Genomic DNA, 24,767 nt, shown 5'->3' with positions numbered 1-24,767 from the left:
CGCCATTTATGGCGACCGTCCGGCACAAAACCGACAAGCACTTCGCGATTCATCGCGCTTTTGACATCCCATCAAGGCTCAAACGGCTGACGTTGGAAATGGTCGTGCCCACACTCAGGACAGCGCGTTAAGCTTTCAGGCGTGTAAATGGCTCGGGTGAACCCGCACTTCTCACACACCAGATTCCCCAACCCCACCACTTCACCGCTCTGATAGACGCCGTGATGTCGCAGATCCTGAAACACCTCGCGCCACTCCAGTTGGCTTTTGTCTGTGATATCCGCCAACTCCTTCCACAAGCTCTCACGGATCACGCGCATAAATACGGAATCCCCCAACACATCCGAGGATTCCTGATAGCTCAGAGCAAACTCATGCAAATCGCGCCTGACGGCCCGTATCACTTCATTCACTTCCGAGGAAGTCAGCGTTTTTTTCGCCAGCAAATCCTGCCGCGCTTCCGCCACCAGCGCATCCACATCACGCTCGCCGCGCTCCAGTCGCTGGGTTAATGCCGCTATCGTTGCTCGATACTCCTGCGCCACGTTATTCATTTTGTTCTCCTTTCCGCGGGAATCGCTGCCTTTAAGTTTAGCTGTTCTGTCATATTTGCCGTGCTATCCGCCAGGGAAATCATAAAAGGGTGAAAGCGGCGGCGCATTAAGCAGAAATCCTGCCTGCGGGGGCGTGAAATGTTGTTGAGGGCCTGCCTTATGGGTATGCTATGCGGATCTAAAAGTATGCGAACCCGCCATACAGGGTTAACGATTTTCACAAAGGACCACAGGCAGCCATGCAAGAGCAATACCGCCCGGAAGAGATAGAATCCCGCGTACAACAGCACTGGGATGAAAACGAAACCTTTAAAGTGACCGAGCAGGAAGGCAAAGAGAAGTATTACTGCCTTTCAATGCTGCCCTATCCTTCTGGCCGCCTACACATGGGCCACGTGCGTAACTACACCATTGGCGATGTGATCGCACGTTACCAGCGTATGCTCGGTAAAAACGTCCTGCAGCCGATTGGCTGGGATGCGTTCGGTTTGCCAGCAGAAGGTGCCGCGGTAAAAAATAACACCGCCCCCGCCCCCTGGACATACGACAACATCGAATACATGAAGAACCAGCTGAAACTGCTGGGCTTTGGCTATGACTGGAGCCGCGAGTTAGCCACCTGTCAGCCAGAGTACTATCGCTGGGAACAGTGGTTCTTCACCAAGCTGTATGAAAAAGGCATGGTCTACAAGAAGACCTCTGCGGTGAACTGGTGCCCGAACGACCAAACCGTGCTGGCCAACGAACAGGTTATCGACGGCTGCTGCTGGCGCTGTGATACCAAAGTGGAACGCAAAGAGATCCCACAATGGTTCGTGAAAATTACCGCCTATGCTGAAGAACTGTTGAACGATCTGGATAAGCTGGAAGACTGGCCTGAGCAGGTCAAAACCATGCAGCGTAACTGGATTGGCCGTTCTGAAGGTGTTGAGATCACCTTTGATGTGGCTTATAGCGAAGAGAAACTGACGGTCTACACCACGCGTCCAGATACCTTCCTGGGTGCCACTTACGTTGCCGTCGCAGCGGGTCACCCACTGGCACGTCAGGCAGCAGCCAGCAATCCTGCGCTGAGTGACTTTATCGCCGAATGCAGCACCACCAAAGTCGCGGAAGCTGATATGGCGACGATGGAGAAGAAAGGCATGGCCACTGGCCTGTTTGCTATCCATCCGCTAACCGGTGAAGAGATCCCTGTTTGGGTGGCTAACTTTGTGCTGATGGAATACGGCACCGGTGCTGTGATGGCCGTGCCAGGCCACGACCAGCGTGACTGGGAGTTTGCCACCAAGTACAACCTGAACATCAAGCCCGTTATCCTCAACCTTGATGGTTCAGAGCCCGATATCAGCGAAGCCGCAATGACTGAAAAAGGCACGCTGTTTAACTCTGGCGAGTACAACGGTCTGGACCATCAGGCGGGCTTCAACGCCATCGCTGATGCGCTGGCCGCTAAAGGTGTGGGCGTACGCAAAGTTAACTATCGCCTGCGCGACTGGGGTGTTTCCCGTCAGCGTTACTGGGGCGCGCCAATTCCAATGGTGACGCTGGAAGATGGCACGGTCATCCCGACACCAGAAGACCAGTTGCCGGTTATTCTGCCAGAAGACGTGGTGATGGACGGTATCACCAGTCCTATTAAGGCCGATCCTGAGTGGGCGAAAACCACCGTTAACGGTCAGCCTGCGCTGCGTGAGACCGATACCTTTGACACCTTCATGGAGTCATCCTGGTATTACGCCCGTTACACCTGTGCCAACTATAACGAAGGCATGCTGGACCCGGCTGCGGCCAACTACTGGCTGCCGGTCGATCAGTATGTGGGTGGTATCGAACACGCCATCATGCACCTGATGTACTTCCGCTTCTATCACAAGCTGCTGCGTGACGCGGGCCTGGTCAATTCTGATGAGCCAGCTAAACGCCTGCTGTGTCAGGGCATGGTGTTGGCCGATGCGTTCTACTACACCGGCGCTAACGGTGAGCGTAACTGGGTGTCTCCGGTTGATGTGACGGTAGAGCGTGACGAGAAAGGTCGTATCGTTAAAGCTGTCGACAATGCAGGCCGCGAAGTGGTGTATGCGGGCATGAGCAAAATGTCGAAGTCGAAAAACAACGGCATCGATCCACAGCTGATGGTTGAGCGTTACGGCGCGGATACCGTGCGTCTGTTCATGATGTTTGCTTCGCCAGCAGAAATGACGCTGGAATGGCAGGAATCCGGTGTGGAAGGGGCTAACCGCTTCCTGAAACGCGTCTGGAAACTGGCCTACGAGCACATTGCGAAAGGGGCCACCGTGGCGCTGGACGTGAACACGCTGAACGACGATCAGAAAGCGCTGCGTCGCGATCTGCACAAAACCATCGCGAAAGTGGCGGATGATGTTGGCCGTCGTCAGACTTTCAACACCGCTATCGCGGCCATTATGGAGCTGATGAACAAGCTGATTCGTGCACCACAGGAGAGCGAGCAAGATCGCGCTCTGCTGCAGGAAGCTCTGGTGGCGGTTGTTCGTCTGCTGTATCCGTTTACCCCGCACGCCAGCTATGTTCTGTGGCAGGCTCTGGGGGGTGAAGGCAGCGTAGATGAAGCCAGCTGGCCGGTTGCGGATGAAGCCGCAATGGTCGAAGATTCACTGCTGGTGGTCGTACAGGTGAATGGCAAAGTGCGCGGCAAAATCACCGTTGCGCCCGATGCTACGCAGGAGCAAGTTCAGGCGCGTGCTGCGCAGGAGCATCTGGTGGCGAAATATCTGGATGGCGTCACCCTTCGTAAAGTGATTTATGTCCCTGGCAAACTGCTTAACCTGGTCGTAGGTTAAGTTCAGGAGGAACTGTGCGACAACTGATTATCAGGCTGTTTGTCCTGCTGGCGGTGATGATCACCGCCGGATGTGGTTTTCACCCGCGCGGCACCACCATGGTGCCAACCGAGATGAAAACGCTGATCGTCCAGAGTGGCGACCCTTATGGTCCGCTGGCACGTACCGTGCGCCAGCAGCTGCGTATCAATGATGTGACCATTGTTGAAGACAGCAAAATGGCGAGTGCGAAGTACCCTACTCTGCGCCTGGGCGCTGAAAGACAGGGGCGTGACACCGCATCAGTGTTTATCAGCGGCACCACCGCCGAATATTCACTGGTGATGACGGTCACCGCACAGGTTCTGCTACCGGGCAAGGGTATCTACCCGATCAGCACCACCGTGTATCGTTCTTTCTTCGACAACCCGAACGCCGCACTGGCCAAGGATGCCGAGCAGGATATGATTGTGCAGGAGATGCGTCAGCGTGCTGCCGAGCAGCTGGTGCGTAAACTGCTGACCGTTCATGCCGCGCAGGAAAGCAACAAAGATACACTGCCGCAGCCGGAGACGATTGCACCGGGTCAAGACTCACCGGAAGTGCCGTCTTCGTCAGCTACCAGTCTGCAATGATCAGGATTTATCCTGAACAACTGAGCGCGCAGCTTCGAGAGGGGCTGCGCGCCTGTTATTTTCTCACCGGCAACGAACCCCTGTTGATTCAAGAGAGTGCCGACGCCATCCGCGCCGCCTCGACTGCACAAGGTTTTGAAGAGCACTTTAGCGTCACGCTGGATGCGCAAACCGATTGGGATGCGATCTTTGCCAGCTGTCAGGCGCTCAGCCTGTTTACCCAGCGCCAAACTTTAACCTTACAGTTGCCAGAAAATGGTCCGAATGCCGCCATGGCGGAGCAACTGGTGAAACTGGCCGGTTTGCTGCACAGCGATATTCTGCTGATTTTACGCATGGCTAAACTGACCAAAGCGCAGGAAAACAGCGCCTGGTTTAAAGCGCTCAGCGGGCATGCCGTGGTGGTGCCGTGCCAGACGCCGGAACAGGCACAGCTGCCGCGCTGGGTTGCCAGCCGTGCAAAAGCCATGAAATTGAGTGTCGATGATGCCGCCATTCAGTTGCTGTGCTACTGCTATGAGGGTAACCTGCTGGCCTTAGCGCAAGCACTGGAACGCCTTTCACTGTTATGGCCAGATGGCAAACTGACGCTGCCACGCGTGGAAGAGGCGGTCAACGATGCCGCGCACTTTACGCCGTTTCACTGGGTGGATGCACTATTGGCCGGAAAAAGTAAACGCGCCCTGCACATCCTGCATCAGCTGGAGAAAGAGGACGCCGAAGTGGTGATTCTGCTGCGCTCGCTGCAACGCGATTTACTCACGTTGTTGCATTTGCAGCGTAACCAGGCAAAACAGGGTTTACGCACGCTGATGGATCAGCAACGCATCTGGCAAAATCGTCGCGCACTGTTTACCGAAGCCCTGCAGCGTCTTGATGCGCGGCGTTTACAGCGCGCGGTACATCTGCTGGCTGAGCTGGAACTGACCATGAAGCAGGATTACGGTCAAAACCTTTGGCCTCAGCTAGAAACGCTGTCGCTGTTGATCTGCCACCGTGATTTTCCCTTGAGTTTCACCGATGTCTAAACTCTATGCGCTGTTTGGCGGCACCTTTGATCCGATCCATTTTGGGCATCTGCGTCCAGTGGAAGCCCTGGCGCAGCAGGTGGGTTTGAAGAAGGTGACATTGCTGCCTAACAATGTGCCGCCACATCGCCCTCAGCCCGAAGCCAGTGCGCAGCAGCGCGTTGAGATGCTGCGTTGTGCCATCGCCGACCGCCCCTTATTTGATATCGACACACGGGAACTGGAGCGCGACACGCCCTCCTGGACTGTGGCCACGCTTGAAGCACTGCGTGCGGAACGCGGTGCAGAACAGCCCCTCGGGTTTATCATCGGACAGGATTCTCTGCTAACGTTAGCCAAATGGCATCGCTGGCAGGATTTGCTGTCGCTGTGCCATTTGCTGGTTTGCAAGCGTCCCGGCTATGCGGCACAGATGGAGAGTGTTGACATGCAGCAGTGGCTGGATGCCCATCTGGCTCAGAGCCCGCAGCAGTTGCATCAGGCACCTTCTGGCCACATCTGGTTGGCGGATACCCCGCTGTACGACATCTCCGCCACAGAAATCCGCCAGCGTCGCCATAGCGGTCAGTCCTGTACCGATCTGCTGCCCGATGCAGTCATTGACTATATCGATCGCGCTGGCTTATATCGCGCTTGATCGTTGCGTGCTATACTGCGCCGCTTCATTTTCGGCTACGTTTTCGGGCATTCAGCCTGCTCGCAATCACCTGTTTTTAAGGGGAACCTTTTGCAAGGTAAAGCACTCCAAGATTTCGTTATTGATAAGATTGATGATCTTAAAGGTCAGGACATCATTGCTGTCGATGTTCAGGGCAAATCCAGCATCACCGACTGCATGATTATCTGCACCGGCACCTCCACGCGCCACGTTATTTCGATTGCCGATCACGTGATGCAGGAATCACGTGCAGCGGGCCTTAAGCCACTGGGCGTAGACGGCAAAGCTGCCGCTGATTGGGTCGTAGTTGACCTCGGCGAAGTGATCGTCCACGTGATGCAGGAAGAGAGCCGCCAGCTGTATGAGCTGGAAAAGCTCTGGAGCTAAGCGTTGAAACTTCAGCTGGTGGCCGTTGGCACCAAAATGCCCGATTGGGTTCAGACCGGTTTTATGGAGTATCTACGCCGTTTTCCCAAGGATATGCCGTTTGAACTGACCGAAGTCACTGCCGGTAAACGCGGCAAGAACGCGGACATCAAACGCATCCTGGAAAAAGAGGGTGAAGCGATGCTGGCTGCCGTGGGTAAAGGCAATCGCATTGTCACGCTGGATATTCCAGGTCAGCCGTGGGAAACGCCCCAACTGGCGCAGCAGCTTGAGCGCTGGAAGCTGGACGGCCGCGATGTCAGCTTGCTGATCGGCGGCCCGGAAGGACTGGCGCCGGCGTGTAAAGCCGCCGCCGAACAGAGCTGGTCGCTTTCTGCGTTAACGCTACCGCACCCTTTAGTGCGCGTGTTGGTGGCGGAAAGTTTGTATCGTGCCTGGAGCATTACGACGAATCACCCTTATCACCGTGAATAAACGCCTGACAACCTCCAGACAATAAACGCAGCGGATGAAATTACAGAGCAACGCCTTTCGCGACTACACTGCTGAACAGAAACTCTTTGTCCGCCGGGCTCTGGTGGCTTTTGTTGGCATTTTTCTCCTCTCCAGCGTGCTGGTGGTAAACCTCTATCACCTGCAAATCCTGCGTTTCGACGATTACAGCACCCGTTCAAATGAAAACCGCATCAAGCTGGTGCCCGTGGCACCGAGCCGCGGCATCATCTTTGACCGTAACGGCGTACCGCTGGCGCTGAACCGCACGATCTATCAGGCGGAGCTGGTGCCCGAAAAAGTTGATGATCTTAAGCAGACCTTGCAAGACCTGCGTCCGGTGCTGGATCTGACTGACGACGATATCGACGCCTTTGAAAAAGAGCGCAAGCGCTCGCGCCGCTTTACCTCCATTCCGGTGAAAACTGCACTGAACGAAGTCCAAGTAGCGCGCTTTGCGGTGAACCAGTACCGCTTCCCCGGTGTGGAAGTTAAAGGCTATCAGCGCCGTTATTATCCTTACGGCCAGACCCTGACTCACGTGGTGGGTTATGTGTCAAAAATCAACGATCGTGACGTTAAACGGTTGGATGATGAAGGGAAATGGCCTAACTATGCTGCGACGCATGATATCGGTAAGCTGGGCATCGAAAACTACTACGAAGATGTGCTGCACGGCAAAACCGGCTATGAAGAAGTTGAAGTTAACAACCGTGGTCGCGTGATCCGCCAGTTGCATGAACAATCTCCTCAGGCTGGGCGTGATATCTATCTCACCGTTGATCTCAAGCTGCAGCAGTATATTGAAACCCTGTTGACCGGCAGCCGCGCAGCGGTGGTAGTGAGCGATCCACGCACCGGTGAAATTCTGGCGCTGGTGTCGACGCCAAGTTATGACCCCAATCTGTTTGTCGATGGTATCTCCAGCAAAGATTACAAAGCACTGCTGGGTGACGAGAACCGTCCACTGTATAACCGTGCGTTACAGGCATCCTATCCACCTGCATCCACCGTTAAACCTTACGTGGCGGTATCGGCGCTCAGTGCCGGGGTGATTAACCGTAATACCAGTTTGTTCGATCCCGGCTGGTGGCAGTTGCCAGGTTCGGAAAAGCGTTACCGCGACTGGAAAAAGTGGGGACACGGTCGGCTTAACGTCACCAAATCGCTGGAAGAATCCGCCGATACCTTCTTCTATCAGGTTGCCTATGATATGGGCATTGATCGCCTGTCCGAGTGGATGACCAAATTCGGTTATGGCCATCGTACCGGTATCGATCTGCCGCAAGAAAGCCCAGGCAACATGCCGACCCGCGAATGGAAACTGAAGCGCTTTAAAAAGCCCTGGTATCAGGGTGACACCATTCCAGTGGGCATCGGGCAAGGTTACTGGACGGCGACGCCCGTACAGATGAACAAAGCAATGATGATTTTGATTAACGATGGCGTAATCAAAGTACCCCACTTGCTGCGCGCCACCCGTGAAGGGCAAACCATGGTGCCTTATCGTCAGCCACCCGATGCCCCGATTGGTGATATTCACTCCGGCTACTGGGAAATCGCCAAAGACGGTATGTATGGCGTGGCGAACCGCCCCAACGGAACCGCACACAAAAGCTTTGCTGACGCGCCTTATAAAATCGCAGCAAAATCAGGTACTGCGCAGGTCTTCGGCCTGAAAGAGAACGAAACCTATAACGCGCATAAGATTGCCGAGCGGTTGCGCGACCATAAACTGATGACGGCTTTCGCGCCCTATGACAAACCGCGCGTGGCGGTCACCATGATTCTGGAGAACGGCGGTGCCGGCCCTGCGGTAGGTACTGTAATGCGCCAGATTCTCGACCACATAATGTTAGGCGACAACAATACCGTGCTGCCTGAAGCCGCACCGACGCCGCCTGGCTACGAAGGTGAATAAAGATGTCCATGAACGATAGCCCGCAGAAACGATCGATCTGGACACGTATCCACATCGACCCGATTTTCATGCTGATCATCCTCGCGCTGCTGGCCTATAGCGCCATCGTGATCTGGAGTGCCAGTGGTCAGGACCCAGGTATGATGGAGCGTAAGCTCGGCCAGATCGCGATGGGCGTGATTATCATGCTGGTGATGGCGCAGGTGCCACCGCGCGTCTATGAGAGTTGGGCGCCGTATCTCTATATTGTCTGCGTGATATTACTGGTGGCCGTTGACGCCTTTGGCCATATCAGTAAGGGTGCACAGCGTTGGCTGGATCTCGGATTTGTGCGTTTTCAGCCCTCGGAGATAGCCAAAATTGCAGTGCCGCTGATGGTCGCGCGCTTTATCAACCGCGATGTCTGCCCCCCTACCCTGAAAAATACCGGCATCGCGTTAGTGCTGATTTTCATGCCAACACTGCTGGTGGCGGCGCAGCCGGACTTGGGTACATCTATTCTGATCGCCGCATCGGGTCTGTTTGTGCTGTTCCTGTCCGGCATGAGCTGGAAGCTGATCGCGGTGGCGGTACTACTGGTTGCCGCGTTCATTCCCGTTCTGTGGTTCTTCCTGATGCACGACTATCAGCGTGACCGCGTCATGATGCTGCTGGATCCCGAAAGTGATCCACTCGGCGCGGGCTACCACATCATCCAGTCAAAAATCGCGATAGGTTCCGGTGGGCTGCGCGGTAAAGGCTGGCTGCACGGCACGCAGTCGCAACTTGAGTTTCTCCCTGAACGCCACACCGACTTTATTTTTGCCGTGTTAGCGGAAGAACTCGGTCTGGTCGGGGTATTGCTGTTGCTGGTCCTGTATCTGTTGCTGATTCTACGCGGGCTGATTGTCGCGGCCCGTGCACAAACCACTTTTGGTCGTGTAATGGCCGGCGGTTTGATGCTGATTTTATTCGTTTATGTTTTCGTTAACATTGGCATGGTAAGTGGTATCTTACCCGTGGTCGGCGTACCGCTGCCGCTGGTGAGCTACGGCGGATCGGCATTGATTGTGTTAATGGCCGGATTTGGCATCGTGATGTCGATCCATACTCATCGAAAAATGTTATCTAAAAGCGTTTAAGAGGCTGCACATGCGTAAGGATTGGCTTGGGGTTGTACTCGCGTCACTGGTACTGGCTGCCTGTTCCACACCGGAACAGCAGACGAACACGGCACCGCCACAACCGGCCTATAACGGCCCGGTGGTTGAGATCCCAGGCGTGGAGCCACGCTATGAACCGATCAATCCGTCCACCAGCCAGGATTACAGCGTTAACGGTAAAAATTACCGCGTGATTCAGGACCCGTCGAATTACAGCGAAATCGGTCTGGCGACCTGGTACGGTGACGAAGCCAAAGGCAATCGCACTGCCATTGGTGAGTCCTACGATCCCGACGCCATGACCGCTGCACACCCGACGTTGCCACTGCCAAGCTATGTGCGCGTGACTAACCTCGCCAACGGTCGTCAGATTGTGGTACGCGTGAACGATCGCGGCCCTTATACGCCGGGTCGGATTATCGATTTATCTCGTGCCGCAGGCGATCGTCTTAACATCTCGAATAACACGCGCGTGCGTGTGGATTACATTAAAGTCGCGCCGGATGGCTCGGTTTCCGGTCCTGGCACCATTGGTACGACTGTGGCTAAGCAGAGCTATGCCCTACCCGCACGCCCTGACTTGGGCGGCGGCATGGTGATGATGGGCGGCAGCAGTGCTAATGCCACTCCATCCCCTGCCCCGCAGGATGTCCGCGCGGTGGATAACAGCACGCTGCAAAGCAACGGCAATATGGGTGCGCCAGTACAAAGCAGCGGTTTCCTTGGTGCGCCACAGCCGTTAGCCAATGGTGTACTGGAAGGCAGTGAACCCGCGGCCACGCCAGCCCCTGCGGCAGCGGCAGTTGCTGCGCCGGTGGCGGCCAGTGCGGCCCCCGTGAGTCAGAATGCTCATGCTGGCAGCGGTTACGTGGTACAGGTTGGCGCCGTCAATGACGCGGCACGTGCCCGCCAACTTGCCACCAGCCTTGGCAAACGTTTTGGCGTGCCGGGCAGCGTTGAGGCCAACGGCAATGTCTATCGCATCCAGCTTGGGGGTTACAAAAGCCGAGCTGAAGCCGCGGCGTTACAGAAGCGCCTGACCACTGAAGCGCAGATGAGCTCATTTATTACCACTGCCCGCCCGTCAATGTAACGGGCAGTCAATTTTACCGCTGATACTGATTTGCAAAGCAAGATGTCGCCCGATCGGGCGTTTGCTATAGTAAGGCACTTTTTTCACTCTTAGCCCACGGATGTTGTAGTCCTTAACATGAATACGCTGAAACCTTCTCGTTTTCTGAAACGCCTGACAGTGGGATCACTGGTCGCCCTCTCTCTCAGCCATGCCGCATTTGCGGATGATGTTAATCTTAAGACGATGATCCCGGGCGTACCGGAAATCGATGCTGAAGCTTACGTGCTGATGGATGCCAACTCCGGCAAAGTACTGGCGGAAAAGAACGCTGATGCTCGCCGCGATCCTGCCAGCCTGACCAAAATGATGACCAGCTACGTCATTGGTCAAGCGGTCAAAGCCGGTAAAATCCACAACGATGATATCGTCACCGTAGGGAAAGATGCCTGGGCGACCGGCAACCCGGTGTTCAAGGGTTCATCACTGATGTTCCTGAAACCTGGCGATCGCGTACCGGTTTCCCAGCTGACGCGTGGCATAGTGCTGCAATCGGGCAATGATGCCTGCGTGGCAATGGCGGACTATGTCGCCGGTAGCCAGGACGCCTTTGTTAGCCTGATGAACAACTACGTCAACGCGCTGGGTCTGAAAAATACCCACTTCCAGACCGTACACGGCCTGGATGCCGAAGGTCAGTACAGCTCACCACGTGATATGGCGCTGATTGGTCAGGCACTGATTCGTGACGTACCGGACGAATACGCGGTTTACCGTGAAAAAGATTTCACCTTTAACAACATCAAACAGATGAACCGTAACGGTTTGCTGTGGGATACCAGCCTGAACGTGGACGGTATCAAAACCGGTCATACTGATGCCGCTGGTTACAACCTGGTGGCATCCGCTACTGAAGGCCAGATGCGTCTGATCTCTGCGGTAATGGGCGGTCGTACTTATAAAGGTCGTGAAACCGAGAGCAAAAAACTGCTGACCTGGGGCTTCCGCTTCTTTGAAACCGTTGCACCACTGAAAGCGGGTAAAGAGTTTGCCTCTGAGCCGGTGTGGTTCGGTAACAGCGATCGTGTGCAGTTGGGCGTGGAAAAAGATGCTTATCTGACTATTCCTCGCGGCCGCATGAAAGACCTGAAAGCCAGCTATGTGCTGAACAACACCGAACTGCATGCACCGCTGCAGAAAAATCAGGTCGTGGGCAGCATTAACTTCCAGCTGGATGGCAAAACCATCGAACAGCGTCCGCTGGTGGTACTGAACGAAGTGCAGGAAGGCGGCTTCTTCGGTCGTATCATTGATTACATCAAACTGATGTTCCATCACTGGTTCGGTTAAGATCAGCTTGAAAAAACGCCCGTCTGGTACAATATAAATACAATCCCCGTATCAAACGTGTAGGGGAGGCCTTCTGGCCTCCCTTTTTAACTTTTTTGCACCACCCGTAAGGGACGCATTTTTGCCTCCCGAATTATCTGTTAAGCACCGGAGTCAACATGAAAACCAAACTGAATGAACTGCTCGAATTCCCTACCCCCTTCACTTATAAAGTCATGGGACTGGCGCAACCGGAGCTGGTTGATCAAGTGGTTGAAGTGGTGCAACGTCACGCGCCAGGCGACTATACCCCGGCGGTGAAGCCCAGCAGCAAAGGCAACTATCACTCCGTCTCCATCACCATTACCGCCACGCATATCGAACAAGTTGAAACCCTTTACGAAGAGTTAGGCAATATCGAAATCGTGCGTATGGTTCTGTAATACCCACGCTGGCAAAGGCAGCTTTGCCAGCGTTATACTCAGCCCTTCACTCTTTACCGGATTTCCGCTTTGTCAGCTAACACGCTTCTTGTTCGTCAACTGGGCCTGCGCGACTGGCAGCCCGTCTCCGATGCGATGCATCAGTTTACCGATCAACGCGACCCGCACACTGCCGATGAAATCTGGCTGGTGGAACATCACCCGGTGTTTACCCAAGGCCAGGCCGGCAAAGCAGAACATCTGTTGATGCCCGGTGACATTCCGGTAGTACAAAGCGATCGCGGCGGTCAGGTGACCTATCACGGACCCGGTCAGCAAATCATGTATGTGCTGATTGACGTCAAACGCCGTAAAATGGGCGTGCGTGAGCTGGTAACGGCATTAGAAGAGACGGTCATCAGTACGCTGGCGGACTATGACATCACAGCGCGCGCGCGCGCCGATGCGCCCGGTGTGTATGTGGATGATGACAAGATCTGCTCGCTAGGGCTGCGCATCCGCAAAGGGTGTTCCTTCCACGGGTTAGCCTTAAACGTGGCCATGGATCTCGCCCCCTTCTTACGCATCAATCCGTGTGGCTATGCTGGCATGCAGATGACCCAGCTCAGTGCAACCCAGCCGGGCGTGACGGCGGCCGACGTGCAACCGCGTCTGGTACAGCATTTCGCGCGATTAACCGGTTTTAGCCAACTGGAGTGGAAAAATGAATCAGCGGGCTGACCTTGACTGTCTGTGCTGATTTACAAAATTGTAACTTTTGCACGGGCTTATCGGCTGCTTATACGCAGACGAGATGATATAATTTTTGCCATATTTTCAAATAAAGTTGAAAGCCTGGTTCTCAGTTTGAGTGAGGAAGCTTTCAAATCGCAATCCCGACCGGAACCTGCAGATTTATGAGTAAACCAATTCAGATGGAACGTGGCGTCAAGTATCGCGATGCCGACAAAATGGCGCTGATTCCGGTGAAAACCGTGATGGTCGAGCGTGAAGAAATTCTGCGTAAGCCGGAGTGGATGAAGATCAAACTGCCTGCGGATTCAAGCCGCATTCAGGGAATCAAAGCCGCCATGCGCAAAAATGGTCTGCACTCGGTGTGTGAAGAGGCGTCCTGCCCTAACCTCGCCGAATGCTTCAACCATGGCACCGCCACCTTTATGATCCTCGGCGCAATTTGTACCCGTCGCTGCCCGTTCTGCGACGTCGCCCATGGCCGCCCAAATGCGCCTGACGCCAACGAACCGCTGAAGCTGGCGCAAACTATTGCCGATATGGCACTGCGCTATGTGGTCATCACCTCGGTGGACCGCGACGATCTGCGTGACGGTGGTGCTCAGCACTTTGCCGATTGCATCACCGCGATCCGCGAGAAAAGCCCAAGCATTAAGATTGAAACGCTGGTGCCTGATTTCCGTGGTCGTATGGACCGCGCACTGGAAATTCTGACCGCAACCCCACCGGATGTGTTCAACCACAACCTGGAAAACGTGCCGCGCGTCTATCGCCAGGTGCGTCCAGGCGCCAACTACGACTGGTCACTGAAACTGCTCGAACGCTTCAAAGAAGCCCACCCGGATGTGCCGACCAAGTCTGGTTTGATGGTCGGTCTGGGTGAAACCAATGCAGAGATTGTTGAAGTGATGCGCGATTTGCGCCGTCATGGTGTCACCATGCTGACACTCGGCCAGTACCTGCAGCCAAGCCGCCACCACCTGCCGGTTCAGCGCTATGTCAGCCCAGCCGAGTTCGATGAGATGAAAGAAGAAGCTATGGCGATGGGCTTTACCCATGCCGCCTGCGGCCCGTTCGTTCGCTCTTCTTATCATGCAGACATGCAGGCGAAAGGTCTGGAAGTAAAATAATCCGCCATTCTGGCAGCAGGCTAATCACCTGTGGCCGTTTTTTCGGCAGCCAGAAAAACAAAAACCAGACTGGAAGCAGTCTGGTTTTTTTTATCAACGTCATAAACATTTACATTTATATACGTTCGACGTCGGAATTACTCTTTGTGACTGACGCGTTCAGCCGGCGCTTCTTCAGCGGTGCTTTTGGTTACGGTGGATTCATCGTCTTTCATGGCTTTTTTGAAGCCTTTGATTGCGGAACCCAGATCGCCACCCAGTGAACGTAACTTGTTGGTACCAAACAGCAGTACGATAAGTGCACCGATGATCAGCAGTTTGGCAATGCTGAAACCTTCCATACTTTACCTTTCAACCTTAGCGAAAAACATACATGACTATTAACGCGCAGTTTATCACCCGCCACAACTGGAATCTGTAACAGATTACGATCAACCTGCGCGTGGCACTAAATAAAGCGGCTCAGAAATGCCTGGGTACGCGGATGCTGTGGATTGCCAATCACCTGCTCCGGGCTGCCCTGCTCCACCACCACGCCACCATCCATAAACACCACCCTGTCTGCCGCTTCGCGCGCAAAACCAATTTCGTGCGTCACCACAATCATGGTTAAGCCCTGGTCTGCCAGCGTTCGCATAGTGGCCAGCACTTCGCCCACCAGCTCTGGATCCAGCGCCGATGTAGGCTCATCAAACAGCATCAGCGCCGGTTTGATCGCCAGTGCACGGGCAATCGCCACACGCTGTTGCTGACCGCCTGAAAGGTGACGTGGCCAGGCATCAGCTTTATCACTCAAGCCCACGGTTGAAAGTAGCTCCCGCGCATGCTGCAGCACTTCCTGACGCGGATACTTATGCACGCCAATTGGGGCTTCGATAATGTTTTGCATCACCGTCATATGCGGATAGAGATTAAACTGCTGAAACACCATGCCAATTTTCTGGCGTTGATGGGCAATCTTGCGTGCCGACAAGCGGTGTAGAATCCCGCGCTTCAGCTCGTAGCCGATCTGCTCGTCACCCACCATAATCGAGCCCGCATTCATATCTTCCAGATGGTTAATACAGCGCAGGAAAGTCGATTTACCCGACCCCGAGGGCCCGAGGATCACCACTACCTCGCCCGGAAACACATCCAGATCGATACCCTTGAGTACTTCATTATCGCCGTAACTCTTCTGCACATTGCGCGCACGGACCAGCGGCTGAACGTCACTCATACATCCTCCTTCAGTCGGTGTGCGGCGGCGACCGCTTTATCGGTGCTGGCAGCACGACGTTTATTCACCACTACGGTGCGTTTAGTTCCACGCGCGTAGTAACGCTCTATGGCGGACTGGCCGACGTTGAGAATCGAAGTGATGAACAGATACCAAATCACGGCCACCATCAGCATCGGGATAATTTCAAAGGTCCGGTTATAAACAGCCTGTACAGAATAGAGCAGGTCGCCCATCGCAATCACACTCACCAGCGAGGTGGCTTTGATCATGCTGATCAACTGGTTGCCTGTTGGCGGAATGATCGAGCGCATCGCTTGTGGGATGATGATGCGACGCAACGCACGGCTGCGGCTCATACCAAATGCCTGAGTGGTTTCCACCTGTCCATTGTCCACCGACAGCAACCCTGCGCGAATGATCTCGGCCATATAGGCCGCCTCATTCAGTGCCAGACCGGCGATCGCGGCCGTTAACGGCGTGATCAGATCGTTGGTGTTCCAGTGGGCAAAGGTGATGTCCGTCCAGGGCACGGTGATGGAAATGGACGGAAACAGCGTTGACAGGTTGTACCAAAAAATCAGCTGCACCAGCAGCGGCGTTCCACGGAAAAACCAGATGTAGAGGGAAGAGATACCACTCAACAGCTTGTTATCCGACAGTCGCCACACCCCTAACACCAAACCTAACAGCGTCCCGAGGATCATCGAGACCACGGTCAGGCCCAGCGTCACCTGAAGCCCCTTCATGACCGAGCCTTCCGTGAACCACTGCAGCACCACTTTCCACTCAAAATTGGGATTGGTCGCCACTAACCAGAGAAAGTTAGCGGCAATCACCAGAACCACAATCCAAGAGATCCAGCGCCCATAAGTGGGCGCACTGCGGGCAAAAGCCACATCGCGCTGCTGCACGTCGGCCTTATCCCTGGCTCGCGTATTGTGGTTGAGCGGACTCATTTTGCCGTCCCCTGCGCCAGATTACGTCCCGGCTGCTGCAGAATATTGCCGTCGAGTTTCCATTTTTTCATGATCGCCGCATAAGTGCCGTTGGCAAACAGCTCTTTATAGGCATCCAGCACCACATTGCCCAGCTCGGACCCTTTCGGCACCACAGTGCCCTGGAAGATATCGCCGAAACCGTTTTTCTGCCCTTTACCCGACAACTCGAGTTGGCCATTCGCCTGTTCGATGAAGTAGGTCAGCGGCGCTTGTGACGAGAAGAACGCATCAGAGCGTTTTGAGCGCACCGCCAGAATCGATGACGGCTGGTCGGTGAAGGATTGCACCTGCACCGCTGGTTTGCCTGCAGCCACACAAGCATCGGACTGCTTACGGATCACCTGCTCTGCCGAACCCGCCGCCATCACCGCGATGCGTTTACCGCAGGTGTCCTCAAGACCATTGATCTTCGCCGGGTTGCCCTTCTGCACACCGAACACCACGAACTCCTGCACGAAGTCGATAAAATCGACCTTCTGCTGACGGTCCGGATAGTCACCAATCGGGCCAATCGCCATCTGGTAACGACCTGAATTGATGCCAGCCAATACGCCAGACAATCCACTGACGGTAGCATGTTCAATTTTTACACCGAGCAGCTGTGCCAGCGCCTCGGTCAGGTCAGCGGAAGCGCCGTCCATCGAGTGAGGGCCATTCACAATCTCATACGGAGGGAATGAGCCGTTGTTTACCGAAATCATTTTTCCGGCGCTTTTAATCTCAGCAGGCAGACGATCGTGTAAAGCCTGATCAACTTTCTGCGTTGGGATGGCATCCGCTGCCTGAACGACGCTTACGGTCAGGCCCAGAGCCAGCGCGATAGCGGTTGCAAGTGTTTTCATTGGCCAGTTTCCCCAAAGTCTATCAAAGTGGTTTTAATTCAGGACGTGCAAAACGGCGGTTTTCCAGCACCGGTAATACGCTGCGGGCGTAAGCAATGCGTTGTGGATCGAGGTCGGCAAACACCAGCGCGGCAGACTCAGGCGCTTTAGCAATTGCCACACCGAGCGGATCGACCACCAGACTGTTACCGATATTGCGCGGGCCACATTCGCCCACGGCCACCATGTAGCAGGTGTTTTCCAGAGCGCGTGCGGTGCAGAGCAACTCCCAGTGCATCTCTTTCAGCGGACCTTTCACCCAAGCGGCAGGCAGCACCAGCACGTCTGCGCCATCCAGCACCAGGCGACGCGCCAGCTCCGGGAAACGCACGTCGTAGCAGGTCATCAGGCCCACTTTCATCCCCGCCACTTCAACCAGCGGAGGGATCACATTCCCTGGATTGACGCGCTGAGATTCCTGCATCGCAAAGGCATCGTAGAGGTGTAATTTGTCGTAAGCGGCAATGATTTCGCCGTTACGGATGGCAATCAGCACGTTCAGCGCTTTGTTGCCTTCAGTTGGCACGTGCACGCTCATCATGGTGGTTAAGTCATTACCTTTGCTCACCGCCAGCAGCTGCGTCACAAAAGGGCCATCCAGGGGTTGCGCCGCTTTCAGTACCAGGTCTGGGTCGGCAATATCACGCGCCAGCACGCCTTCAGGCAGTACCAGCAAATCTGCGCCACCCGCCAGCGCATTGTTCATCAGACCGATGCAGATATCGGTGTTTTCCTGCCATTCGCGGCTGACAGCAAACTGTCCCATTGCAACTTTCATCATCATTCCCCTTTCGCGACGGCCGGGAAAATCGCTTCCGGCGTCAGCAATGTTTTGGTTAAGCCTTGTTGGAACAGCTCGTTGGCAAAATCGGCGATCATCTTTTTGTTAGTTGAGAATCCGTTTTGATTCCAGTCGGCCGGTAATTCCTGCGCGGTACGTCGCAAATCATCCAGCAACCACGGCGTGGTATCCGCATACTTCTCACGTTTCTTCATCCACATCTGGTACGACCGATCGATAATTTCGCTTAAGGCCTGTGGCAACCAGGGATGCGCTTCTGCCAACGCCGGTTTCATCGCCAGAATGTGAATGCCCGGCACATAACCCACGCGGTTAAAGTAGTCACGCTCTGCGGTGGCAAAATCGGCCTGCAGCTGACGTAAACCGGAGTCTTTCAGGAAGAAGCCTTCAGGCATAAACGGCGTGAACACCGCATCCAACTCGCCCGCTTTCAGCAGGTCGATCAGCGGTCGCTCTCCTGGCGCAGGCTCGATGCGGCCCGGACGGCCAAAGCCCGCCAGACGGTCCACAATCGGGTGATCTTCGGTCAAACGGCCAGCAAACCAGTAAGCATCATCAATTTCCACACCGGCTTCACGCAGTACGGTACGCGTCCAGGTATTGCCGGAATCCTGCCATCCCGTGACACCAATCTTTTTGCCTTTAAGCTGCGCAGGCGTGGTGATGGGGCTGTCAGCGGTGGTGATAATGCAGCGCTGACGAAAACCTCGCATCAGGAAGTGCGGCAGGCCCAGCAACGCGTAGTCACCTCTGGCACATGCCTGAGCATAGCGGCTGAAAGAGACTTCACCCGCATCGTATTTATCGCTGGTTGCGAGGTTATCGACCAGCGTACCTACGCGGTCAATCTCCAGCGTAAAGCCTTCTGGTTTGATATCGCCGAGTGCTAGCGGGGTGAAATAATCCCAGTCACGCACCGCCAGTCTGATGGTTACCATATCTGTACTTCCCCGTTTTGCCGCCTGCCAAGGCGTTGTTTATTTTTTAATCAAATAGTGCTTGAAATTGAGTCTAAAACGCGAATACTAATCTGAACAATCAATTCTTTGTTACTGAACAAATGATTTTCTTATGACGCAAAATGTAGACGTAGAGTGGCTTAGCCAACAGATTGATGACGCTTCGGTGAAGGGGATTACTCATGCCACTTCAACGCTGATTCGTGACGGGGAAATCGCGGTGGGTATGCAGATGCCCGCGGTGCGTGAACTGGCAGAACGGTTGGGCGTCAGCCCGGCAACCGTTTCTGCTGCCTGGGCGCAGTTGAAGAAGCAGAAAGTGCTGGCGGGAAAAGGGCGCAGCGGCGTATGGGTCTGTGGCAACAGCGTGCTGCCCCGCCCGATTCGCTTTGAAAAAATTGGCAATTACGGCGAAAACATCAAAGCGTCACTGGCGATGGCGTCGCCGGACCCTGCGCTGCTACCGGACCTCAGACAGGCGATGCTGGCGGGCATTACCTCAACGGATCTCAACAGCTATCAACGTGAGGCGATATCGCCACAGTTACAGGCTGCAATTCAGCCGCGCTGGCCCTATCCGGCGCAGGCCTGGCTCGCTACCGATGGAGGGTTTGATGCCATGAATCTGATTGTACAAACCTTGCTGTCGCCTGGCGATCGCGTGGTCATCGAAGATCCCACCGCCACACGCCTGTTGGATATGCTGGATAATATCGGCGCGGAAATTCTACCGCTGCCCTGTGACGAGCAAGGCCCGCTGCCTGACGTTTTAGCCACGCATCTGCAAAAGTCACCGGCCATGTTTATCTATCAGCCTCGCACCCATTCAGCAACGGGGCACAGCGTCACCCAGCGCCGCAGCGCCGAACTGGCCCGCGTGTTGGCAAACAGCAACACCCTGATTGTGGAGGATGACGGCATCGGCGACCTGTCACGCTGGCCGGTCTGGAGCCTGGGCTTTCACTTCCCGGAACGCATTATCCACGTCCACTCGTTCTCCAAAGCCTATGGCCCGGATCTCCGGCTGGCAGTGCTGTCCGGTACGGCAGATATGGTGAAACGATTACAGTCATGGCGTAACTTTGGCGTGAGCTGGACCAGTCGAATTTTGCAAGACGCCGTGGCATGGATGCTGACTGATGACACCACACAACAGTGTATCCAGCGGGCAAAAACTGCCTATGCACAGCGCCGCCAACAGTTGCTCGCGGCACTGGCGGCTCGTGGAATGGTGCTGGAAGAGCGTGATGGGCTCAGTGTTCTGATTCCGGTGGAGTCAGAACAGTACGCGATGATTACCTTAGCTGCACGTGGCATTGCCGTGCTGCCCGGTGAGCGCTGTAGCATTAACAGTCGGCAATTTATTCGCGTCAGCGCCGCGTTATTGCCGTTCGAACAGCTGGACAGTATCGCAGACGCTATCGTCATCGCCTCAGGTCGAGAACTGAAAACTACCCCAGATCTTTGATGTGATAGCGCGGTGACTCAACATAGCCTTCTCGCGAGTAAAACTGATTCGCTTTAAGGCGCGATGAATGGCAGTGCACTTCCATGCGGTCGCATCCGCGTTTTATCGCCAACTGCTCAGCGTGATTGAGCAGCTGCTGCCCACTGCCTTTGCTGCGTTCGCCCTCGGCAATGCAGAAATAGCTAATACGCGCGAAGTCGCCAGAGAGGGCCAGTTGTGGAATGAAATGCAGTGAGAGAAAGCCCAACACCTGATTGCCATGCTCCGCCACCAGCAATATCTCATCGGGATGGCTACACAACTGGGCCAGACGTGAATCAATAAACTTTTCCGTGCCGCTGTAACCCAACTCCGTTAACAGCGCACTCAGCGCAAAACTGTCTTTTGCTTGTGCCTGACGTATGTTCATCCTGCCTCCTCATGAGTCCCTGACTGCAGTTATATAGCGTTGTTCAGCAAAAAGCTGCAAGTAAGGATTGTTATGAGAATGTTACTGGGATTATCTGTGAGATACGCCGCAGAATGTGCCTTGTCATCGGAGTGTCACGGCAATTTAAGGTTGGCTTAACCTGGCTTTGCCATGCTGGAGGAAATGAATTTCCGAGGCATGAGCCATGAAAAATTGCGTCCCACATACGTTGAATGAACTTATCGCTACCAGCGTCGCGATAGCTGCCGTGCTGGCCTATGCGCACACCTGGTGGCAGATGTAAAACAAAGGCGAAAAAAAACCCGCCATTAGGCGGGTTTTCAGAATTCTAACTGTTAACTTACAGAGCGATAACGTTAGCAGCAGATGGGCCTTTAGCGCCGTCAGTGATTTCGAACTCTACACGCTGACCTTCAGCCAGAGTTTTGAAACCATTGCTCATGATTGCAGAGAAGTGTACGAATACATCTTTGCTGCCATCTTCTGGAGTAATGAAACCGAAGCCTTTCGACTCATTAAACCACTTAACGTTACCTTTGATCTTGGACATCTATATTACCTTTACATGAAAAATGGACACTAAACTGTGTCGACGTGTAGTACAGCAATTGCGGTGACATTTGTCCAGCGCGAATTGATGAAAAAGTGATAAATATTGATTTTTTCCACCTTCTTCACACTTTCTGACGCTCTTCACCGTTCAAAACTGGAATCTTAGCCAGGCAAAATAGACATTACCATTATTATAAGTGCCTGGAATATAAGTCATTTGGAAAGTAGCTGGTCCGTATCCGATTGATGCTAATGGTAAAATCAACGGAACCGGAATATAGCGCCAGTTATCTCTCGCCGTCACGCCTGCTGTGTACCCTGCCCCGATGTGGAAGTTCTGGTCGTCAAGCGGACGCCAGGTCGCCTCCCAACCGTATCCCGCAATGGGCTCCCACTTGTTAAACGAGTCCTTGAACACCATCGCATACAGACCGTGCCAGTTCCCTTTTTCATCCCAGCGAGAAACACCGCCACCTGCGCCCCACGGCCGCTCATTGTACTTATTGATGTGCTCGTCATCATATGCCAAACGGTTATGCCAGGTGATGGCGGGCAGATAAAAGTCATCATTTTGCGGTTGCTCCCACGTCTTAACCGCATTGTTACTGAAGGTATTCCACCCTGATTCAAGGGTTTGTGACAGGGTCGCTGCGGGTGTCGATTGCGTGATCATCAAGATCAAAATGCCACTTATCAGAATGGTAAAAACAGTCCGATTCACAAAAAAATTCCCGTTAGATCTTCTTCCGGCAGCAGCTCATTGCCATCCTGGCAATGCTGCCGTTTTTCCACATCAAGATCGGGAAAGGTATGCAAAAAAGAGCCTAAAAGCTCCAGGTTATGTCTGGATTTTGCGGCCCACTATGAGGAAATTTTCCAGGGCGCATCAGCCATAATTACGCGCACAAGTGGCGGCATTTTCATGAATAGCAGGTGCAAAAAATGCACACCACTCGTGATAGTTGCATCAGGATATAAGTTAACATTCAGCCACTTATCGCCGATCATTTACATCGTAAACAAATTAATTAAATTTATGAATTGAACTCAAAGGATGAATGAGATAAATCTCATCTTTCCAGGAAGGAGAGAGGGGAATATTGAGATGACCATTCGCTGTAGCCACTGCGGTTGCGTAAAATTCTTCTTCACGTTGCCAAAGCGTGAAAATAACAGTGCACCTCGTCACCACGGTGCTTGCTGTGCCGGCTGTGGCAAGCCAATCAATCAGCAAGATTTGCATCCGCCGCTGGTCACCTATGATGAGTGGGCTGCATCGCGCGCCGAATAAACTCAGCAGGCACCCAAAGGTGCCTGTTAGTGTTAGAAAATCAGTTTAAACACGCCAGTAATCGTCAGTAGTCCCACAATAAAGATGATGGCAATGATCCACAGGATTATTTTCATTATTCGCTCCTTCAGTGATGAAAAATAACGCTTCTCTATCCCAGTATAGATGATCATTCTGAGTTCGCTGCCGGGTGCGAGTCCTGTCACGTCTTGTTAGCGTCGTTGCTTTCACTTCAATTTAATTTCTGCGAGACCGGTCGCAGGTCGTGATTTTATCCCCTCACCTGACCGCACAAGGTCCCTCTGCGCTGTCTAAACTTACAGCGCCTCTAGCAGGCCTCAATTGTTATCACTGCCTACGTAACAAGGAGATCTTATGAGCACGATTAATACCAGCATGGGGCGTTACAGCCTGAAGGCAAAGGATTATGGCAACCACATCAGTGGCAGTATTGCCATCAATGATGAGGGTGGCACACAGCTCACCATGCAAGAGTTTGAAGAGCACTACCTTGACGATGTCGTCAATAATGTCATTTATCCTGTCACGGGTGGGAACCGTGAAATTACCCGCGCTTTGCGTGAACAAATGGTTAAAGCCGGCTTTGAACAGCCGCACTAAGATTTTGGGCCACGCTTTGTGGCCCTTTGCTTTTAAAACACTTACTTGCGGTTATTAATACTTTCGGCGCAGGATGCCTGATTAATGATGACATGGAGATTGACCGCGTGAGTGCCCTCTATCGTATTCCCCCTTCCCAGTTGCATCAGTTTGTCCAAGCCATTTGGTTGCACGCAGGCAGCAGCGCTGAAGAGTCGCGTTTGGTTGCCGATCACCTGGTCGCCGCGAATCTGGCTGGCCACGACTCACATGGCGTCGGCATGATCCCCAGCTATATGAACTCCCTGTCCCAGGGTTTTCTGCAGCTTAACCAGCACGCCACCATCGAAAAAGATGCGGGTGCCGTTATCACGCTGCACGGCCACAACGGATTTGGTCAGGTTGCAGCGCACGAGGCCATGCAGCACGGTATTGAGCGAGCGGCGAAGTTGGGTATTGCGGCGGTTGGGCTGCATCACTCGCACCATATCGGCCGTATTGGTCACTGGGCGGAACAGTGCGCGGCGGCGGGATTTGTCTCCTTCCATTTCGTCAATGTGATGGGGGATCCCATGGTTGCGCCGTTTAATGGCAGCGATCGTCGTTTTGGCACCAATCCGTTCTGCGCCATCTTCCCACGTCGTGACGCCAAACCGCTGCTGCTTGATTTCGCCACCAGCGGCATTGCCTTTGGCAAAACACGCGTGGCCTGGAATAAAAATCAGCAGGTCGCGCCGGGTTATTTAATCGATCATCAGGGCCAGCCCACCACGGAACCAGGTGTGATGCATCAGGCACCCTATGGCTCGCTGATGCCGTTTGGCCTACATAAAGGCTATGCGCTGGCGACCATGTGCGAAATTCTCGGCGGTGCACTATCCGGAGGCCGCACCACCCACGATGCCACCCTGGTCAGCAGCCATGATGCTATTTTCAACTGCATGACCACGATTATCGTCAATCCCGAGGCGTTCGATGCCCCTGCGATGCAGGAAGAGGCGGAATCTTTCCTTGAGTGGGTGAAACGTTCGCCGCAAAGCGGTGATGCACCGATTCAGGTGCCGGGCGAATGGGAAGAGCAGAATCGCGTTGATCGCGAACGTGATGGCATCCCGCTGGATAGCAATAGCTGGGAGCAAATCTGTGCGGCTGCACTTACCGCCGGAATGCCCGAAGAGGAGTTAGCGGCCTTCCGTGCTCTGGCACAGTAGACCGCTGGCATGAGGCTGAGGTGCAATAC

Annotated in this window: 28 protein-coding genes; 17 read left to right on the top strand and 11 right to left on the bottom strand. The window is 54.1% G+C overall.

Features of this window, described 5'->3' with window-relative positions:
• Window positions 1-71 precede the first annotated feature (71 nt).
• The gene (locus tag QMZ30_RS08285) at window positions 72-554 is read right to left on the bottom strand and encodes a zinc ribbon-containing protein (RefSeq protein ID WP_283226997.1); all 483 of its coding nucleotides are present in this window, start codon (window positions 552-554) and stop codon (window positions 72-74) included.
• A 239-nt stretch (window positions 555-793) separates the two neighbouring features.
• On the opposite strand from QMZ30_RS08285, the gene leuS reads away from it, so the two are divergent.
• The 13 genes from leuS (at window position 794) to lipA (ending at window position 14,324) form a co-directional block, all read left to right on the top strand.
• Complete coding sequence (gene leuS / locus QMZ30_RS08280; RefSeq protein WP_283226996.1) at window positions 794-3,376, top strand: leucine--tRNA ligase; 2,583 nt, start codon at window positions 794-796, stop codon at window positions 3,374-3,376.
• A 14-nt stretch (window positions 3,377-3,390) separates the two neighbouring features.
• Window positions 3,391-3,990 (top strand): LPS assembly lipoprotein LptE, encoded by a 600-nt coding sequence (gene lptE, locus QMZ30_RS08275; RefSeq protein WP_283226995.1) that lies wholly within the window; start codon window positions 3,391-3,393, stop codon window positions 3,988-3,990.
• The gene (gene holA, locus QMZ30_RS08270) at window positions 3,987-5,018 is read left to right on the top strand and encodes a DNA polymerase III subunit delta (RefSeq protein WP_283226994.1); all 1,032 of its coding nucleotides are present in this window, start codon (window positions 3,987-3,989) and stop codon (window positions 5,016-5,018) included. Before lptE ends, holA begins: the two co-directional genes overlap by 4 nt.
• Complete coding sequence (gene nadD / locus QMZ30_RS08265) at window positions 5,011-5,655, top strand: nicotinate-nucleotide adenylyltransferase (protein WP_283226993.1); 645 nt, start codon at window positions 5,011-5,013, stop codon at window positions 5,653-5,655. The genes holA and nadD overlap by 8 nt, the downstream gene beginning before the upstream one ends.
• Before the next feature lie 90 nt (window positions 5,656-5,745).
• Window positions 5,746-6,063: a ribosome silencing factor gene (gene rsfS / locus QMZ30_RS08260; protein ID WP_039330517.1), complete on the top strand. Its 318-nt coding sequence runs from the start codon at window positions 5,746-5,748 to the stop codon at window positions 6,061-6,063.
• Window positions 6,064-6,066: 3 nt separating this feature from the next.
• Entirely contained in the window at window positions 6,067-6,537 is a 471-nt protein-coding gene (rlmH, locus tag QMZ30_RS08255; RefSeq protein WP_013357098.1) for a 23S rRNA (pseudouridine(1915)-N(3))-methyltransferase RlmH, read from the top strand.
• Between the two features lie 34 nt (window positions 6,538-6,571).
• Complete coding sequence (gene mrdA / locus QMZ30_RS08250) at window positions 6,572-8,476, top strand: peptidoglycan DD-transpeptidase MrdA (RefSeq protein ID WP_039330521.1); 1,905 nt, start codon at window positions 6,572-6,574, stop codon at window positions 8,474-8,476.
• A gap of 8 nt (window positions 8,477-8,484) precedes the next feature.
• On the top strand, window positions 8,485-9,597 hold the full coding sequence (mrdB, locus tag QMZ30_RS08245) for a peptidoglycan glycosyltransferase MrdB (RefSeq protein ID WP_283227106.1): 1,113 nt from the start codon (window positions 8,485-8,487) through the stop codon (window positions 9,595-9,597).
• Between the two features lie 10 nt (window positions 9,598-9,607).
• On the top strand, window positions 9,608-10,711 hold the full coding sequence (gene rlpA, locus QMZ30_RS08240; RefSeq protein ID WP_283226992.1) for an endolytic peptidoglycan transglycosylase RlpA: 1,104 nt from the start codon (window positions 9,608-9,610) through the stop codon (window positions 10,709-10,711).
• Window positions 10,712-10,828: 117 nt separating this feature from the next.
• Window positions 10,829-12,040 carry a D-alanyl-D-alanine carboxypeptidase DacA gene (gene dacA, locus QMZ30_RS08235; RefSeq protein ID WP_039330524.1) on the top strand — a complete coding sequence of 404 codons (1,212 nt, stop codon included), beginning with the start codon at window positions 10,829-10,831 and terminating at the stop codon, window positions 12,038-12,040.
• A 158-nt stretch (window positions 12,041-12,198) separates the two neighbouring features.
• Window positions 12,199-12,462 carry a DUF493 family protein YbeD gene (ybeD, locus tag QMZ30_RS08230; protein ID WP_039330526.1) on the top strand — a complete coding sequence of 88 codons (264 nt, stop codon included), beginning with the start codon at window positions 12,199-12,201 and terminating at the stop codon, window positions 12,460-12,462.
• Window positions 12,463-12,531: 69 nt separating this feature from the next.
• Window positions 12,532-13,182, top strand: a complete 651-nt coding sequence (lipB, locus tag QMZ30_RS08225; protein ID WP_283226991.1) for a lipoyl(octanoyl) transferase LipB — start codon at window positions 12,532-12,534, stop codon at window positions 13,180-13,182.
• 176 nt (window positions 13,183-13,358) lie between these two features.
• Window positions 13,359-14,324 (top strand): lipoyl synthase, encoded by a 966-nt coding sequence (gene lipA / locus QMZ30_RS08220; RefSeq protein WP_039330529.1) that lies wholly within the window; start codon window positions 13,359-13,361, stop codon window positions 14,322-14,324.
• A 137-nt stretch (window positions 14,325-14,461) separates the two neighbouring features.
• Here lipA and tatE read toward each other — a convergent pair whose 3' ends face one another.
• From tatE to QMZ30_RS08190, 6 genes are all read right to left on the bottom strand, one after another.
• Window positions 14,462-14,665, bottom strand: coding sequence for a twin-arginine translocase subunit TatE (tatE, locus tag QMZ30_RS08215; protein ID WP_283226990.1), 204 nt, complete (start codon window positions 14,663-14,665; stop codon window positions 14,462-14,464).
• Window positions 14,666-14,772: 107 nt separating this feature from the next.
• Complete coding sequence (locus tag QMZ30_RS08210) at window positions 14,773-15,543, bottom strand: amino acid ABC transporter ATP-binding protein (RefSeq protein ID WP_039330531.1); 771 nt, start codon at window positions 15,541-15,543, stop codon at window positions 14,773-14,775.
• A complete protein-coding gene (locus QMZ30_RS08205; protein ID WP_283226989.1) occupies window positions 15,540-16,502 on the bottom strand; it encodes an amino acid ABC transporter permease in 963 nt (320 codons plus the stop codon). Before QMZ30_RS08205 ends, QMZ30_RS08210 begins: the two co-directional genes overlap by 4 nt.
• Window positions 16,499-17,386, bottom strand: a complete 888-nt coding sequence (locus tag QMZ30_RS08200; RefSeq protein WP_039330533.1) for an ABC transporter substrate-binding protein — start codon at window positions 17,384-17,386, stop codon at window positions 16,499-16,501. The genes QMZ30_RS08205 and QMZ30_RS08200 overlap by 4 nt, the downstream gene beginning before the upstream one ends.
• 22 nt (window positions 17,387-17,408) lie before the next feature.
• Window positions 17,409-18,203 (bottom strand): deaminated glutathione amidase, encoded by a 795-nt coding sequence (locus QMZ30_RS08195; protein ID WP_039330534.1) that lies wholly within the window; start codon window positions 18,201-18,203, stop codon window positions 17,409-17,411.
• A 2-nt stretch (window positions 18,204-18,205) separates the two neighbouring features.
• On the bottom strand, window positions 18,206-19,165 hold the full coding sequence (locus tag QMZ30_RS08190) for an ABC transporter substrate-binding protein (protein WP_039330535.1): 960 nt from the start codon (window positions 19,163-19,165) through the stop codon (window positions 18,206-18,208).
• Window positions 19,166-19,298: 133 nt separating this feature from the next.
• On the opposite strand from QMZ30_RS08190, the gene QMZ30_RS08185 reads away from it, so the two are divergent.
• The gene (locus QMZ30_RS08185; RefSeq protein ID WP_283226988.1) at window positions 19,299-20,654 is read left to right on the top strand and encodes an aminotransferase-like domain-containing protein; all 1,356 of its coding nucleotides are present in this window, start codon (window positions 19,299-19,301) and stop codon (window positions 20,652-20,654) included.
• Here QMZ30_RS08185 and QMZ30_RS08180 read toward each other — a convergent pair.
• The 3 genes from QMZ30_RS08180 to pagP form a co-directional block, all read right to left on the bottom strand.
• Window positions 20,638-21,063 carry a GNAT family N-acetyltransferase gene (locus QMZ30_RS08180; protein ID WP_039330537.1) on the bottom strand — a complete coding sequence of 142 codons (426 nt, stop codon included), beginning with the start codon at window positions 21,061-21,063 and terminating at the stop codon, window positions 20,638-20,640. The two genes, QMZ30_RS08185 and QMZ30_RS08180, sit on opposite strands and share 17 nt — an antisense overlap.
• Before the next feature lie 361 nt (window positions 21,064-21,424).
• Entirely contained in the window at window positions 21,425-21,634 is a 210-nt protein-coding gene (cspE, locus tag QMZ30_RS08175) for a transcription antiterminator/RNA stability regulator CspE (protein WP_034829024.1), read from the bottom strand.
• A 150-nt stretch (window positions 21,635-21,784) separates the two neighbouring features.
• Window positions 21,785-22,309, bottom strand: a complete 525-nt coding sequence (gene pagP / locus QMZ30_RS08170) for a lipid IV(A) palmitoyltransferase PagP (RefSeq protein WP_349306826.1) — start codon at window positions 22,307-22,309, stop codon at window positions 21,785-21,787.
• Window positions 22,310-22,741: 432 nt separating this feature from the next.
• Here pagP and QMZ30_RS08165 point away from each other — a divergent pair, with 432 nt between their 5' ends.
• Window positions 22,742-22,927 carry a hypothetical protein gene (locus QMZ30_RS08165; protein ID WP_283226987.1) on the top strand — a complete coding sequence of 62 codons (186 nt, stop codon included), beginning with the start codon at window positions 22,742-22,744 and terminating at the stop codon, window positions 22,925-22,927.
• Window positions 22,928-22,959: 32 nt separating this feature from the next.
• Here the strand turns inward: QMZ30_RS08165 and QMZ30_RS25870 are convergent, their stop codons facing one another.
• Window positions 22,960-23,043 carry a small membrane protein YohP gene (locus QMZ30_RS25870; protein ID WP_017346848.1) on the bottom strand — a complete coding sequence of 28 codons (84 nt, stop codon included), beginning with the start codon at window positions 23,041-23,043 and terminating at the stop codon, window positions 22,960-22,962.
• A gap of 259 nt (window positions 23,044-23,302) precedes the next feature.
• Here QMZ30_RS25870 and QMZ30_RS08160 point away from each other — a divergent pair, with 259 nt between their 5' ends.
• Entirely contained in the window at window positions 23,303-23,548 is a 246-nt protein-coding gene (locus QMZ30_RS08160) for a hypothetical protein (RefSeq protein ID WP_039330540.1), read from the top strand.
• A gap of 107 nt (window positions 23,549-23,655) precedes the next feature.
• Window positions 23,656-24,738, top strand: coding sequence for a malate/lactate/ureidoglycolate dehydrogenase (locus QMZ30_RS08155; RefSeq protein WP_502921468.1), 1,083 nt, complete (start codon window positions 23,656-23,658; stop codon window positions 24,736-24,738).
• Window positions 24,739-24,767 lie beyond the last annotated feature (29 nt).

Origin of the sequence: Pantoea sp. EA-12 (assembly GCF_030053355.1) — a bacterium.
In the GTDB taxonomy this organism is placed as follows: domain Bacteria; phylum Pseudomonadota; class Gammaproteobacteria; order Enterobacterales; family Enterobacteriaceae; genus Pantoea; species Pantoea vagans_C.
Note: the sequence above shows the minus strand (reverse complement) of the source record. Positions and strands in the feature narration are given on the sequence as shown.

Coding starts and splice junctions, on each gene's coding strand:
- nadD (WP_283226993.1), top strand. CDS start 5,011: ATGTCTAAACTCTATGCGCTGTTTGGCGGCACCTTTGATCCGATCCAT.
- QMZ30_RS08185 (WP_283226988.1), top strand. CDS start 19,299: ATGACGCAAAATGTAGACGTAGAGTGGCTTAGCCAACAGATTGATGAC.
- QMZ30_RS08195 (WP_039330534.1), bottom strand. CDS start 18,203: ATGAAAGTTGCAATGGGACAGTTTGCTGTCAGCCGCGAATGGCAGGAA.
- QMZ30_RS08190 (WP_039330535.1), bottom strand. CDS start 19,165: ATGGTAACCATCAGACTGGCGGTGCGTGACTGGGATTATTTCACCCCG.
- QMZ30_RS08180 (WP_039330537.1), bottom strand. CDS start 21,063: ATGAACATACGTCAGGCACAAGCAAAAGACAGTTTTGCGCTGAGTGCG.
- QMZ30_RS25870 (WP_017346848.1), bottom strand. CDS start 23,043: ATGAAAATAATCCTGTGGATCATTGCCATCATCTTTATTGTGGGACTA.
- pagP (WP_349306826.1), bottom strand. CDS start 22,309: ATGATCACGCAATCGACACCCGCAGCGACCCTGTCACAAACCCTTGAA.
- mrdA (WP_039330521.1), top strand. CDS start 6,572: ATGAAATTACAGAGCAACGCCTTTCGCGACTACACTGCTGAACAGAAA.
- QMZ30_RS08285 (WP_283226997.1), bottom strand. CDS start 554: ATGAATAACGTGGCGCAGGAGTATCGAGCAACGATAGCGGCATTAACC.
- mrdB (WP_283227106.1), top strand. CDS start 8,485: ATGAACGATAGCCCGCAGAAACGATCGATCTGGACACGTATCCACATC.
- QMZ30_RS08160 (WP_039330540.1), top strand. CDS start 23,303: ATGAGCACGATTAATACCAGCATGGGGCGTTACAGCCTGAAGGCAAAG.
- rlpA (WP_283226992.1), top strand. CDS start 9,608: ATGCGTAAGGATTGGCTTGGGGTTGTACTCGCGTCACTGGTACTGGCT.
- QMZ30_RS08200 (WP_039330533.1), bottom strand. CDS start 17,386: ATGAAAACACTTGCAACCGCTATCGCGCTGGCTCTGGGCCTGACCGTA.
- QMZ30_RS08210 (WP_039330531.1), bottom strand. CDS start 15,543: ATGAGTGACGTTCAGCCGCTGGTCCGTGCGCGCAATGTGCAGAAGAGT.
- dacA (WP_039330524.1), top strand. CDS start 10,829: ATGAATACGCTGAAACCTTCTCGTTTTCTGAAACGCCTGACAGTGGGA.
- leuS (WP_283226996.1), top strand. CDS start 794: ATGCAAGAGCAATACCGCCCGGAAGAGATAGAATCCCGCGTACAACAG.
- ybeD (WP_039330526.1), top strand. CDS start 12,199: ATGAAAACCAAACTGAATGAACTGCTCGAATTCCCTACCCCCTTCACT.
- QMZ30_RS08205 (WP_283226989.1), bottom strand. CDS start 16,502: ATGAGTCCGCTCAACCACAATACGCGAGCCAGGGATAAGGCCGACGTG.
- lipA (WP_039330529.1), top strand. CDS start 13,359: ATGAGTAAACCAATTCAGATGGAACGTGGCGTCAAGTATCGCGATGCC.
- holA (WP_283226994.1), top strand. CDS start 3,987: ATGATCAGGATTTATCCTGAACAACTGAGCGCGCAGCTTCGAGAGGGG.
- cspE (WP_034829024.1), bottom strand. CDS start 21,634: ATGTCCAAGATCAAAGGTAACGTTAAGTGGTTTAATGAGTCGAAAGGC.
- QMZ30_RS08165 (WP_283226987.1), top strand. CDS start 22,742: ATGACCATTCGCTGTAGCCACTGCGGTTGCGTAAAATTCTTCTTCACG.
- tatE (WP_283226990.1), bottom strand. CDS start 14,665: ATGGAAGGTTTCAGCATTGCCAAACTGCTGATCATCGGTGCACTTATC.